Source organism: Candidatus Gracilibacteria bacterium (assembly GCA_010119145.1).
Classification (GTDB): Bacteria; Patescibacteriota; Gracilibacteria; order BD1-5; family UBA6164; genus JAACSU01.
In genome coordinates this window covers 133,018-147,453 of sequence record JAACSU010000008.1, presented here as the reverse complement: position 1 = coordinate 147,453, position 14,436 = coordinate 133,018, and the positions used below count along the sequence as shown (strand labels likewise).

The window sequence follows — 14,436 nt, the reverse complement described above, 5'->3', positions numbered from 1 at the left end:
AAATCTGATTGCTTAATTTGCTCACTGCAATATAATACAATCAATTAACTCACGCTAAAAAACATGAAGCAAGTATCTCTTATCATTATACTAACTGTATTTTTAACATGAGCAAGTTCAGATAGTTTAAATGCTGCAGAAATAAGCAAAAAAGAAAATAATCAGTTTACAATTTCTTCAAGCACTCATTCCGAAGCTCAATTACTCCAAAGTTATGTATCGAAGTACAAAACAAACATAAACAAGCTCTATAACCAAGTACAAACACAAGAAAGTGAAGTTATGATACGAGCTAATGAAAAACTATTTTTAATGATTTCTCAACTCTATGAAATAAAAAACTGAGAATATAGTGAAGAAGAATCGAATAAAATAATGAATACCATTGTTTCCGATATTAGAGTCCTGAATACCCGCTTGAAATGATATATTGAACAGGAACAAATTGAACAACAAATTATCGTTACTCAAAAACAAAAAAAATATTCTTTAGTAGCTAATAGAATAGCTAAAATTCTCGATTCAATGATAGAAAAACTGTCTGCACCTTTAGTCAACAAAAATGATCTCACTAATTCGGATATCACTCTTGTATCTTCACTGATAAAAATCCAAAATGAAAATAATAAGATAAAATCTTTTTCAAAAAAATCGTTCTTACATCAAGAAGAAATGCAATTTTATTTTCAGAGTATTATAAAAAATATTAGAAATGAAATCAAAATATTAAAAAATACTCTCTAAATTTATTTAATTCACAATTTTTTAAAAAGTTGATCTTTTTCAGAATTTTTAAATTTTCTATACTCTCATTCAACGAGTGTTCAAAGCTTGAGGTTTTCAACTCTAATTCTTTTTAGTTTTTTTACCTTACTTCCAACTGATTCTACCATTCTTCTGATTTGTCTATTTTTTCACTCTGTCAGAACAATTGAAAATTTTCAGGCTGCTATACGTTCAACATGACAATCTTTCGTAACATATCATTCGATGTCTACTCAATGTCTCATAGATTCTAATTGCTCATCTCCAAGGGAACCAAAAGTCTCTACGACATATTCTTTTTCGTGTCAATAACGAGGATGTGTCAAATAGTTTGTCATTCTTCCATCATTACTCAGAACAATAAGTCCTGTAGATTCTTTATCAAGTCTTCAAACTGGAAAAACTCTTTCAGGTATGTCTATTACATCTATGATTGAACTCCCTCATTTTTGAGCACAGGTAGTTTCTATGCCTCTAGGTTTATTGTATACATAATAGACAAACTCCTGTTGTTTCATTTGAGCCTGGGATCACAAACGAACTGAATCTGTTTCTGAATCTATGGATTGTCATAGCTCTGCAACTTTATCATTTATAAATACTTGTCCCAATTTTATGTATTCTTCAGCTTTTCTACGAGAACAGATTCAAGCCTGACTCATGTATTTTTGTAGTCGCATTATTGTCATATGTCTATATTGTTATTATTTGTACTTCATTTACTAACTGGATCCCTGTTGATTCGAAAACTCTTTTTTGTGCAAGTTCAATAAGTTGAATCAAATCTTTATATGTACCATGTCCATCATGCATAAGAAAATTTGCATGTTGTTGAGAGTAATATGCACCTCAAATTGCATATCATTTCAATCAAACTTTTTCGATCAATGCTCCAGCTGAAATTTCTTTATTAGGATTTTTGAAAAAACTTCAACAGCTATTTCATTTTGGTTGTTTATTGTCTCTAAAATCTATATTATCGACATCACTATGATATTTTTCAATTTTTTGTGAGAGATCAAATCTCGCATCTATTATAAAATATATCTTCTCCTGCTTTAAGAGAGAATCTCTATACTCAAAGTTCATTTCTTCTTTTTGAAGTATCAACTTTTCTCAAGTTTTTAGATTTATAAGTCTACAATCTAAAAAATTATTTTCAGTCTCAAGTCAAAAACATCAAGCATTTCAATATATTGCTCATCATACCGTTCAGGGAAGTCCTATAAATCTATGCCACAAGTCTTGATTATACCTATCCTCTAGCTCAAATGCTATTGTCCAAATAAGCTCTTGAGAATAAGTTTCTAGTATTTTAGTTTCTGTATTATATGTCCATCAAGAGAGATTATTTTTGATTATAACTCATGGATATATATCAAAAGCAAACAACATATTAGTACCTCAACTCACTATTAAGACTGGAATATCTTTTTTTGATGCCCACTTATAAATATTAAAGATATTGTCTATATCTTCTTCAGAATTAATTTCAAAAAAATATTCAGTAATAGCTGGAGTTTTATAATTTGATAATTCTGTTATGTCTACGTTTTTTTGTAAAATATCCATTATCATTTTTTAAAATGTTGCTCATATTTTTTGATTGCCTGACCTGTAAAACTTTCAGGATTATTCTTGATTTCTTGTACACTTCACATCCCAACTAATTGTCCACCACTATCTCATCCATTTGGTCCAATATCAATGATATAATCAGCATTAATAATAACATTCATATTATGTTCGATGACAATAACAGTGTTTCATTTGTCTACTAAAGACTCTAAAATTTTAAGAAGTTTTTGTATATCTTGAAAATGTAGTCCCGTTGTAGGTTCATCTAATATATAAATAGTCTTAGAGGTAGATCGTTTTGATAACTCACTGGCAAGCTTAATTCTTTGAGCTTCTCAACCTGAAAGGGTTGTTGACGATTGTCCAAGTCCAATATAACCAAGTCCAACTTGATTCAAGACTCACAGTATCTTCACTATTCTTGGATGAGCGTGAAAAAAATCAAACGCTTCCTCTACAGTCATCTCAAGTATGTCTGCAATAGTCTTTCATTTATATTTAATTTCAAGAGTTTCAGGATTAAATCTCTTTCCATCACAAGATTCACATGTTGTATAAACAGGAGGAAGAAAATGCATCTCTATTTTTTTGACACCATCACCATCACATTCTGGACATCGACCATCTCGTGTATTGAAAGAAAATCTACCAGGTGCATATCATCTGAGTTTTGAGTCATAACTTGAAGCGAAAACTTCACGAATAAATGTAAATACTCACGTATAGGTAGCAGGATTTGAACGTGGAGTTTTTCAAATAGGGGATTGATCTATAACAAGTACCTTATCAAAATTTTCAGTTCACGTAATAGACTCAAATTTTCCAACTGTTTTAGAGGCTCTATTGAGTGTATTTGCAAGATAATTAGCTAATATATCATTTATTAGACTTGATTTTCATGAACCAGAAACTCACGTTACAACACTCAGGTTTCAAATTGGAAAATCTACATCTATGTTTTTAAGGTTATGGTGAGAAGCTCACTTTATACTTAGAAATTTTTTAATAGTTCTTTCTTTTTTTTCTATCTCAACTTGTTTTCTTCCACTTAAATATGGTCAAGTTACTGAATTTGGATTGTTGCAAATCTCTTCAAAGTTTCAAGTAGCTACAATATTTCATCCATGAATTCAAGCTCCAGGTCAAACGTCTATAATATAGTCACTTTCTCGCATAATATCCTCATCATGTTCGACAATTATAAGCGTATTTCAAACATCCCTAAGTTTTTTTAGATTTTTTATTAGCATATCATTATCTCTTGGATGAAGTCAAATTGATGGTTCATCCAAAACATAAATAATACCTTCTAATTTCACTCAAATTTGAGTTGCCAGTCGAATTCTTTGAGCTTCTCAACCAGAAAGAGTATTTGACCTACGAGAAAGCGTCATATATCAAAGTCCTACTCCTTCTAAAAACTCTAATCTCTCTAATATATTTTTTTTCACTTTTTCAACTATTTTTTGTTGTTCTGAAGATAGATTTAATCATTTAAAAAAAGTTTGAGTATCTTGGATATTATAATCCGTTAATTGTCCAATATGTATTCCATCAATAAATACACTGAGTGATTCTTTCGCAAGACGATACCCATCACACGTTGGACAATTAACATTAGTGACATAATCGTCATAATTTCCACTTTCTACTCAACCATCATAATATCTTCTCATAAGTGTATTAATAACCCCTTCAAATTTTGAATTATACGTATTTCTTTTTCATTGTTCACTGACAAAATTTACAGTGAATTGTCCACTTCAGGTTCCATACATTACTTTTTTTCTCTCTTCATCACTAAGTTCAGAATATGGAACATTAGTTCTTATTTTATGTTTTTTCCCCACTTCTTGAATCAATGCTTCAAAATAATTTCAAAATCCAGGAGGTAAAATAGCTCCTTCTGCAAGACTCAGTCTTGGATTTACAATACTCTCTTCTAAAAAGACCATTTTTTCTCAAAGTCCATGACATTCAGGACATGCTCCATGATGTGAATTGAAACTAAATGAAGAAATACTGAGTTTTTCAGGAATATGTCAACAATGTGAACACACAAAAACTTGTGAGAAGTCTCGCTTCTCAGTATCTTCTTGATCAAGAAGATATACAGTAAGTTGTCCATCTCCTACTTTATATGCTACATCTATACTGTCTTTTAGCCTTTTCGTGTCAGAACTAGTATTAGTAGAATAGTCTTTTACCACAAGTCTATCAACCATGATTTGAATTGAAATTTTTCATTTCGGGAGTTCAAATTCATTATTGACATTATATTCTTTCTCGTTTAGTAAAAATCTTATAAATCAAGCATCCAGTATCTCTTTTTTAATTTTTTCAACTGTGAGTCAATCGATGTTCCTAAGGATTGGGGCAGTAAGATAATATTTCGTTTCAAGGTCAAACTTTGAAATATATTCTATGATGTCCTTCATAGAATCTTTCTGAATTTTGTGTCCACAATTCACACATTTACGATCTCAAATATTGAGAAATAAGAGCTTATAATAATCATATACTTCTGTAATAGTTCCAACAGTACTTCTTGGATTTCTGTTTGTAGTCTTTTGGTCAATAGAAATAGTCGGTGAGAGGCCAATAATTTCATCATAGAGAGCTTCATCCTTATTATTTCACACGAACATACGTGCGTAGCTTGAAAGACTCTCTAGGTACTTTTGCTGCCCGATTGCATAAATAGTTGAAAATGCGAGTGAAGATTTTCCAGACCCAGAAAGACCAGTAATAACCGTCATGGTATTTTTAGGGATTTTTACATCAATATTTTTAAGATTATGGGTTCTAGCTCATTTGAGTTCGAGAAATTTTGACATAGAGAAAAGTTAGGCTTAAAATCTAACATCCCATTGTAATCAATTTTAGGATTGTGCAAGTCTTGAGATGTTCATTTCTTTCAAGATGCTTTCTCTGACACTGTTTCCTTCAAAGAGCCTTGAGAGACCGCAATAATTAATCGCTTGCTAAACAGATTGCAGAGATATTTTTGTATCAACTTTTTTTCAGGATGAGGGCGCATTCTTCGAGCGTTGAAGCGCTTGATACTATATCATCTACAAGATAAATATGACTTTTGAAATCTATATTCTTTTGAGGATTACATTTATAGCTTCCGTTTAGATTTTTACTTCTTTGAGAAGCTTTGAGTTTTGATTGCTGCTTAGAATACTTATTTTTTTTAAGTAGTTTCGTATTAACTGATACATCTAAATTTTTAGATAATTCTTTTGATATAATATACGATTGGTTATATCAGCGTTTCCATCTTCTAAGAAAATGCATAGGGACAGGAATAAGTACACTGTTTTGAATTTGAGATTCCTGTATAAAAAAATCTCTATTTCAATCAATTATATCTCAATAAATTCATGGTTTATTATAATATTTTCATAGCTTTAATAACCTTTTTATTATCGGATATTTGTAATGGGTAAGAACCACAATACTCGAGATATTAGGAATATATTGAGAACATGTTTCATGTATCATAAATCATTTTGAATATTTTTTACAAACATAACAATATGGACTATATTTTTCAAGATCATTGGCACACTTAGGACAAAAAAAGTGTCAATCTTGCTGACAAGAATAACACTTTTTATTTTCAAAGAGTGAGAGAATATGTTTTTTTATATCCATTATTTTAAAAGTATTGTTGAAAGGCTTTCAACTCAAAATCCTGTCATTCATTTTGGCATTTTACCGTATGCTTCTCACTCATTTATATAGGCTCCAGCTATATCTATGTGTGTGTAACTTTCTTTATTTTCTAAAAAATTATATAAAAATGCTGCACCCATAGAGCTTCCAGCATGAACTGATCTCTCCAGATTATTAAAATCGGCAATTTTTGATTTTGTTTTTTCTACAAAATAATCGTCGAAAGGGAGTTGTATATATTTTTCACAGTTCGTTTTTGAGTATTCAATTATTTGCGAGATTAATTCTTCATCTGTGCCCATTACTCAGGCATATCTATATCAGAGTGCTACCATACAAGCTCAGGTAAGAGTTGCGATAGAAATCATTTTTTGAGTTTTATAATTCTTTCCTATATACGATATTCCATCTGCTAAGACCAGCCTTCACTCAGCATCAGTGTGTATAATTTCTACTGTTTTTCCCGTATATCATTTTAGAATATCAGATGGTTTATAGGCATTACTAGAAACAACGTTTTCTGCCAGCATAAGACATGCTACAAAGTTTTTGTCACTATACTGTCTGTCTATCTCTTTCATAAGACTATACACTACTGCAGCTCCTCACATATCTCCTTTCATATCATACATAAAGTCTCATGGCTTTATTTGGTTTCATCAGGTATCATACGTGACTCATTTTCCGATAATTCCAGTAATTGGATTTTTTTTATTTCTAATGTGTTCTAATATGACCATGTATGGTTTGTTTACACTTCATTTTCATACTCACTCGATTAAACCTAATCATTTTTTTTGAATATCTTTGTATGTTAATACTTTTACTTTTATATGATTAAATTTATTTTTTTTCACAATTCATGCAAAGATTTCTGGAGTGAGGTCATGAGCTGGAGTCTCTCATAAGTCTCTAGCTAAAAAAATATTTTTTACTTTCTCCTCAGAATTTTGTAAAACTTTCTTTTGTTCAATAGTGCTTACAAGCTCTAAAACTTTAGGTGTTTTTTTAGATAGATAATTTTGAAAACTGTAGCGAGACAAGAGAGCTAACTCTACTATATCAACAATATTTTGAGACTCTGGCAGGATTAATGAAAGAGCATCTGGAAGTTTAGGAAAATGTTTTCAAAGAAACAAAACGCTGCTATGAGAACTTTGTTCTAAATCTATTAGAATAAATAGTTTAGAATATTTTCTTCCACCTAAAAAATATTCAAGATTTATAGACTCTTTTTTCTTGAGATGTTTTTTAATATCTTTTACAATCGTATCTTGTAATCCTAAAAAATCTAAAACCTGTAACTGATTTTCGTTATTTAAGACACAAACAATATTTCAAGTTGAGATATCTTGAGATTTTAAGAGATAGTGAATCATTTTTTAGCTGTTTTACGAATTGAAAAATAAGAGTAGAAAAAATAGAGAGATTCTCCTATGAGAAAGAGCGCTACACTCAGTATAGAAAAATCTATAAAAAAGAAGAAAGAAATGACACAACTAAGATTGACAAGCAAAGAGAAAACATGAAAAAAATAACTATCAAAAATATGAGAATCTTTACGTAGCATATCAAAAACTAAGTACACTACAGAAATAATATAGAGAAAAATAGTGGTGTAATTTTGTACAAAATCTCATTTTCAAAGAGCAAGAAATATTCAAAACATTCAAATAAAATATCAATAACTCGCTCAAAAAAGACTGATATAATTTTGAAATTTTTTATGAAATTCTAAAAGTATGTATCACAAAATAAATGAACTGAGAGAGAGTAATAGCACTACAAAATTAATATTAAATAGAGAAATGCTTAAAAATATAAGGAAAAAATAAGAAAAAATAATTCCCCAAATTCTACTTAAAAATATTTGAATTTTAAAATATTTATAAAGTTCTCTTGGATTTATAAAAAATATCAATGTGAAAACTAAGCTCGTTATTGCATATAGACTTGCTTGAAATGAAAAGAAATATTTCAAAGTAACGAGTACTTCCAGAAATACAAAAGCAATTACATAACTTTGCATGAGATATTTATACTGACTTTTTCTTTCTGTTTTAAGAAAGAAAAAAAATAGGACAAATAACAAAATTATATTTAGAACATCAAAAAATGAGAGTGTAATAGTTCAGCCTAATATATAAAATATATGGAGAAAAATATAATATACTGAAATAATACCAGTATTAATTCTCAAAAAATCTTGAAATACTATAAATTTATGTTCTACGAAGAAAAGACCTAAAACAAGTATATTAAAGAGTAAAAATATGATAGGTAGTTGAAAGCTTCAAAGAAGGACTTGAAAAATGAGTCAAATTCATACGTAGAATAGTAATATTGCTAAAATATAAACAATTCGAGTGAAAAATATTTTAACAAAAACATATATATCTTTTTTAGAAACATCAAATCTGTATGACGATTCAATTTCCGAATCTCGAGGTGCAATTTCTTTATTTGATCTAGAGGATACGAATAAAAAGAAAACAAATATTAGTGATGTGGCTATATATATATGAGCTTCTATAAAAAGACTTCATAGGATTGAGTTGTATGCATTTTGTTTTTCTAGTGAAAACAAAAAAAATATGAAATAAAAAATAATTCATAAGAGAAAAATTAAAAATTTCATATTTATATTTTCTAGAAATTAACTTGTAAAAATATAAAGAGAAAAAAGAAAAATACAATATTTATAATTATCAGAAAAATATTTTTAGAGCTAATTGAAAAGTAATATACAAAAAATAGCATGAGTATTCCTGTTACTAAATTTATATAATTTTTGGAAAAATCTGTATTTAGAATTCAAAAATTAACAACACTTAAAAATAAAATACTAATTAAAAGTATGAGTATTAGTGCATATTGTGATTGACTTAAAAAAAATGAGTGTAATAATTCTAGAGTTTTACTATATCATTTTTTTACTGAAGTATAAGAACTAATATTTCAGGTCTTTTTAGCTTTTAAAATTGAAATATTTTGTTGAATTACTTTTCTTTTTAAAAGTATTTTTTCTTTCTTCTCAGATTTATTGAAGGGATTTATAAATAAAACTATATTTTTCCTTATTTCTTTACTATTTTCTGATAGCTTTTCTTTATATTTTTCAAGAAGAAGTGATGTCTTTAAAAAACTATAAGATTTTGTATCGATGAGAGCATCTTTCTTTGATTTTGAATTTAATTTTCATTGAGATAAGAACTTAGAAGGAAATTTTAAATCACTAAAAAAACTCATTATTATTTTTTTAATATCTTTATCAGCTTCAATAAATTTTTTATGTGATCAGAGTTTTTTCAGTAAATCATTCGTTCCTTGAAGAAGATCTCTTGATTCAGAATCTTTATTTGATTCCACAACTTTCAATTCTATTTCACCAATTTTTTGTAATGCTAATTCTGAAATATCTCTGAGTTTTACAATATTTGTAGATTTTCTTAAATGGAGTAGTTTCTCATATATAGATTCAAGTTTCAGTTTAAAATCAGGATTAAGACCTGCATATTTTGAATCAGTCAAAATCACATCAATTTTTGAAAGTACTTTTTCTACTAAATCGTGAGTTTGTTGAATTTCTTTTTTAAAAATAAATGTTTCATCATTGTCTTTTTTTATATCCTGAGATTTAATTGTTTCTTTTTGGAGCTCAAAACCATGCTCAAGTTGATCAATAATTTTTTGTTTTTTTTCTGCATTATTATGTGCTTCATCACCTTCTGGATACAAAAAAATTACCTTATATCACATCTCATCCCTGAGTTTCACATATACTTTAAATATATCTTTTCAAACTATAATTCCGTTTTTTATATTTCCTTGAGTCTCTATTTGAAAAATAAATTTTTGTCATTCAATATCACTCTTTGTCACTTCAGAAATAGATAAAATAGAGTAACTCTCTTTATGGAGTTTCTCTTTTGCCTCAGCCTGAGAATCTGCAGAAACAATAATTGTATATTTTTTCTGAGACTTTGATGCAACTATTTTATATTTTTGCATTGTATTTTTATTTTAACTTATTTTTTCACTTTTAAATCTTTTTTAGGAACGTCTCAATATTTCAATATGAGATTCTTAAACCCTTTTTCACTTTCACAAAACATTTGCATAGCTGTATTATTTCTTTCACAAAATGAATCAATTTCAGGTATTTTTTTATCAATGAAATCATTTAAATCACTGAGCTTTTCATTTCCAATTTTTACAATTGATTCTAAGTTTGGTTTTGATTGTATTGGTACTTGTAATTCATTATTTTCCATAATTTAAAGATTATTAAGTAAAAACGAAAAACTATTCATTTCTTGAGCCTTTTCTTCAATTTCTTTTTTTCTCATACCAGAAATATTTCAAAAACTCTCTTTTCTAATTTGTTCAATTTCTTTGAGTTCTACTTTTTCAATAAAATGAATAAGATTCTTATAGAGATTTTCGCATTCTTGTTGGTTCATTATTTTTATTGCTTGAAAATAAAGGTCCTTTTGTTCTGGAGAAATATTTAAAGAAGATATCATAGTTTCTATAATTCTTTTTTGTTTTTTTATATCTCTCTGTTTATGTAAAAATGAGAACAGCATAATATTATTTTTTATAAAATACTTTTTCACATATATCTTAGCATATATTATATATATATTCAAATTATTAATATAGTAGTAGTAATAATAACAATTGTTAAAAACTTTTCATAAGCATCTAAGCTAAATTCTTACAGTTTCCTTACATGATGCTTACTTGAAAACTCTACTATAATGTGATTATGACATAGTTCTATGTTGTTTCAAACAATTTTTTAACATATATTTTAAAATGATATTGACTTGCTTTAAAAGCAAAAAACATATAGTAAAAAATGTAAAAAATAAAAATGAACTGAGAGATAATAAACATAATATTTTTGTAAACTTGTAAACAAATGAAGAAAATTTTCATCGTATTTTTAACATCTTTTATTCTATGAGCTCTTGTAAGCTTTCAAATAGCCAATATCTATTTTCCTCAATTGTGAAAAACTCAGGAATATTCGCTTAATACGAATAATCGATCCTTAGATATGACAGAATTTTGGGATGTATATTCCATCATTGATGAAGAATATTTTTCTGCTGGAGATGTTCAAAAATCAGACCTTGTAGAAGGAGCTATTGCAGGGATGGTATCTGCCCTATGAGATAAACATACTGAATTTATGAATCCTGAAATAAATAAAAAATTTAATGAAGCTCTTTCTTGAGACTTTGAATGAATATGAGCTGTTGTAGAAAAAGTCCCACTTTGAGTGTTAGTTGAGAGAATATTGAAGGGGTCTCCTGCTAAAATATATGACATTAGAGCCTGAGATATAATTATTCAAGTAGATGGAGAAACTATATCTGAACTCGATTTATATGATGCGGTTGAAAAAATTAAGGGTCCTGCTTGAAGTCAAGTAACTCTCACTTTACTTAGACCAGAATCAGAATCTACATTAGATATATCGGTTGTACGAGATAAAATTCATATTCCATCAATAGAACAGAAATTTTTTGAAGAAGACAATATTTGATACATTGCATTAAATCTCTTTTGAGACACAACAGCGGAAGAATTTTCAAAAGCACTTGCTGATGTTCAAGCTGCCTGAGTTGATGGACTTATAATAGATTTACGTGATAACGGAGGATGATTTTTACAAAGTGCTGTGCAAATATTATCTGAATTTATACCTGAATGAGAAGTACTCGTAAAAACGAGATATAAAGACTCATTTTTTGACCAAAGTTATTTCTCAATTGGCTCTGAGAGTCTCTTTGAAAAAAAGATAGTGGTATTGATTAATTGAAATTCTGCTTCAGCCTCTGAAATTACAGCTTGAGCTCTCAAGGATTATGATAAGGCTATTCTTGTTGGAGAAAAAAGTTATGGAAAGTGATCAGTACAACAACCATTTGATCTTGAAGATGGAAGTATGTTAAAGCTCACGGTAGCAAAATGGTTTACTCCAAAATGAGTAAATATTGACGCTGAAGGTATTGTTCCTGATATAGAAGTAAATTTTGAAGAAGCTGATTACGAAGATAAGTATGATAGACAGCTTGAAACAGCAAAAGAAGTTCTTAAAAGCTATATTGAGAAAAACTCTATTTGACTCACAGTAGAGCAATATGAAAAAAACAAGATAGAAACTTGAACTTGAGAAGTCATAAAAGAAGACTAAAAAACACTACATATATTTGTAATATCTCTAATTTTAACTATCATAAATTAAAGCTCTTAGATTAATTTTTGAATTTATAATTATGAATTACACACAAATTCAGAAACTCGTTTTCTTCCAAAAATAAATAGTTCTTATAAACTATTTATTTTTGTAATTTAAAAAACTATGTTATCTCACAATGACCCTATTCTTGCTTCTATGATTCAACGAGAAGCTGAAAGACAAGACCATGAAATAGAACTTATTGCTTCAGAAAATTATGTTTCTCTAGATGTTTTAGAAGCTAATGGAAGTATTCTAACAAATAAATATGCTGAATGATACCCAGAAAGAAGGTATTATGGAGGATGTAAAATTATAGACGAAGTAGAAAGTCTTGCAATAAGTAGAGCTAAAGAACTATTTGGAGCTGAACATGTAAATGTGCAACCACTTTCATGAAGTCCAGCAAATATGGCAGTATATATGTGACTTCTCACTCCTGGTGACAAGGTACTTGGTTTTTCACTTGATCAAGGGGGGCATCTGTCTCATGGACACCCTATGAATTTTTCTGGTATTCTCTATGACATAATTCCTTATTTCTTGAATAAAGAAACTGAAGAAATGGATATGGATGAGCTTGAAAAATTAGCTCTAGAAACACAACCTAAGATGATAATTGCTTGATTTTCAGCGTATTCAAGAAATTTAGATTGGAAGCGATTTAGGGAAATTGCTGATGCATGTGGTGCTATTTTGATGGCTGATATTGCTCATATAGCTGGACTTATAGCTGCTGGTATCATTGAAAATCCAGTTCCGTATTGTGACGTTGTCACAACTACCACGCACAAGACACTTAGATGACCACGAGGTGGAATGATAATGTGCAAAAAAGAGTTTGCGAAAGCTATTGATCGAGCTGTTTTTCCTGGGATTCAATGAGGGCCTCACGAGAATCTTATTGCTGCAAAAGCTGTTGCTTTTGGTGAAGCATTGAAACCAGATTTTAAAGTCTATCAAACACAAGTTGTTAAAAATGCTCAAATGCTTGCTACTAGTTTACAAGATCTTTGATACAAAATAGTATCTGGCTGAACAGATAATCATCTTATGTTAGTAGATGTATTTGCCAGTACTGGTATAACTGGAAAACAGGCTGAAAAAGCACTCGAGCATGTTGGTTTATCAGTGAATAAAAATATGGTTCCTTATGATGTTAGAAAACCACTTGATCCATCTTGAATTCGAATAGGAACTCCTGCAGCTACTACTCGAGGGATGAAAGAAACAGAAATGAAAGAAATAGCTCGTATATTTGCACTTGCTCTTAAAAATCATGAAAATGAGTTAATTCTCAATTGATTGAATCAAGAAGTGAAAAAACTCTCTATGTCATTTCCTATTTATACTTAAATAAAAACTGTAACAAGAAAAAATAACTTTATTTATTTTATGAGACTTTGCAATGAAAATTTTTTCAAATTTTGACACAAAGTTCAGAGATAGAATGCTTGAGGAGAAAATTCTGAAGTATTCATCTGATAAAGTTTTTGTGATTCATAGGAGTCATTACTTTTTGTTAATTCGAGTGCTTTTTCCATTTTTTGTATTAGTGCTTTTAGCACTCATAGGATGTTTTTTTTTAGCACAAAATGATTGGATGATGTTTGCTATCTATCCACTTGCAATAGTATGGTTCCTCATAATATGGTTTCGGCCTTTTCATAAATTATTAAAGTACTTATATGATTTTGCTATTGTAGACCCTCACTGAATCACTACGTATAAACAAAAATGAATTTTAAAAAGTTCTATTAAAGAAATTCCTGCAAACAGGATACGATCAATACAGATAGAAAGAAACTCAATTTTAGAGAATATATTTTCTTATGGCTCAATAGACATTATTACAGATTTTACTGAGAATATGCAAATCGGTTTAGAGGATGAAGAATCAGCATCAGTTATAGGTTTAACATATGTAGACCATCCATTGAAAATCAAATCAAGAATTACTGATATATGTTTCAAATAAATAAACTTCACTTTATAAAGTTGCTGAATACTATATTTGAGAATCAGATAGGAGAATTGAACGAGACAGTAATTAATTTTAGTTGATTTTATTATAGACATGTTGACATACATATTTGCTTTCGTGTTCTCATTGTGTCTATCATATCTGCTAATATTGGCTTTTTCAAAGTTATTCT

Annotated in this window: 13 protein-coding genes; 4 read left to right on the top strand and 9 right to left on the bottom strand. The window is 28.9% G+C overall.

Features of this window, described 5'->3' with window-relative positions:
- Window positions 1–63: 63 nt before the first annotated feature.
- Window positions 64–744: a hypothetical protein gene (locus GW846_04755; GenBank protein NDK10067.1), complete on the top strand. Its 681-nt coding sequence runs from the start codon at window positions 64–66 to the stop codon at window positions 742–744.
- Window positions 745–746: 2 nt separating this feature from the next.
- Here GW846_04755 and GW846_04750 read toward each other — a convergent pair whose 3' ends face one another.
- The 9 genes from GW846_04750 to GW846_04710 form a co-directional block, all read right to left on the bottom strand.
- Window positions 747–1,454, bottom strand: a complete 708-nt coding sequence (locus tag GW846_04750; protein ID NDK10066.1) for an rRNA pseudouridine synthase — start codon at window positions 1,452–1,454, stop codon at window positions 747–749.
- Window positions 1,455–1,458: 4 nt separating this feature from the next.
- On the bottom strand, window positions 1,459–2,337 hold the full coding sequence (murB, locus tag GW846_04745) for a UDP-N-acetylmuramate dehydrogenase (protein ID NDK10065.1): 879 nt from the start codon (window positions 2,335–2,337) through the stop codon (window positions 1,459–1,461).
- Complete coding sequence (uvrA, locus tag GW846_04740; protein NDK10064.1) at window positions 2,337–5,180, bottom strand: excinuclease ABC subunit UvrA; 2,844 nt, start codon at window positions 5,178–5,180, stop codon at window positions 2,337–2,339. The genes murB and uvrA overlap by 1 nt, the downstream gene beginning before the upstream one ends.
- A gap of 136 nt (window positions 5,181–5,316) precedes the next feature.
- Entirely contained in the window at window positions 5,317–6,006 is a 690-nt protein-coding gene (locus GW846_04735) for a ComF family protein (protein NDK10063.1), read from the bottom strand.
- Window positions 6,006–7,406 (bottom strand): leucyl aminopeptidase family protein, encoded by a 1,401-nt coding sequence (locus GW846_04730; protein NDK10062.1) that lies wholly within the window; start codon window positions 7,404–7,406, stop codon window positions 6,006–6,008. Before GW846_04730 ends, GW846_04735 begins: the two co-directional genes overlap by 1 nt.
- Entirely contained in the window at window positions 7,388–8,665 is a 1,278-nt protein-coding gene (locus GW846_04725; protein NDK10061.1) for a hypothetical protein, read from the bottom strand. Before GW846_04725 ends, GW846_04730 begins: the two co-directional genes overlap by 19 nt.
- 11 nt (window positions 8,666–8,676) lie before the next feature.
- Window positions 8,677–10,038, bottom strand: a complete 1,362-nt coding sequence (locus GW846_04720; protein NDK10060.1) for a hypothetical protein — start codon at window positions 10,036–10,038, stop codon at window positions 8,677–8,679.
- Between the two features lie 17 nt (window positions 10,039–10,055).
- Window positions 10,056–10,301, bottom strand: a complete 246-nt coding sequence (locus GW846_04715; protein NDK10059.1) for a hypothetical protein — start codon at window positions 10,299–10,301, stop codon at window positions 10,056–10,058.
- Window positions 10,302–10,304: 3 nt separating this feature from the next.
- Entirely contained in the window at window positions 10,305–10,553 is a 249-nt protein-coding gene (locus tag GW846_04710) for a hypothetical protein (GenBank protein NDK10058.1), read from the bottom strand.
- A 401-nt stretch (window positions 10,554–10,954) separates the two neighbouring features.
- Between GW846_04710 and GW846_04705 the strand changes: the two genes are divergently transcribed.
- From GW846_04705 to GW846_04695, 3 genes are all read left to right on the top strand, one after another.
- Window positions 10,955–12,235, top strand: a complete 1,281-nt coding sequence (locus GW846_04705; protein ID NDK10057.1) for a S41 family peptidase — start codon at window positions 10,955–10,957, stop codon at window positions 12,233–12,235.
- 168 nt (window positions 12,236–12,403) lie between these two features.
- Window positions 12,404–13,636, top strand: a complete 1,233-nt coding sequence (locus tag GW846_04700; protein NDK10056.1) for a serine hydroxymethyltransferase — start codon at window positions 12,404–12,406, stop codon at window positions 13,634–13,636.
- A 52-nt stretch (window positions 13,637–13,688) separates the two neighbouring features.
- Window positions 13,689–14,258 carry a hypothetical protein gene (locus GW846_04695; protein NDK10055.1) on the top strand — a complete coding sequence of 190 codons (570 nt, stop codon included), beginning with the start codon at window positions 13,689–13,691 and terminating at the stop codon, window positions 14,256–14,258.
- The last annotated feature ends 178 nt before the right edge of the window (window positions 14,259–14,436 follow it).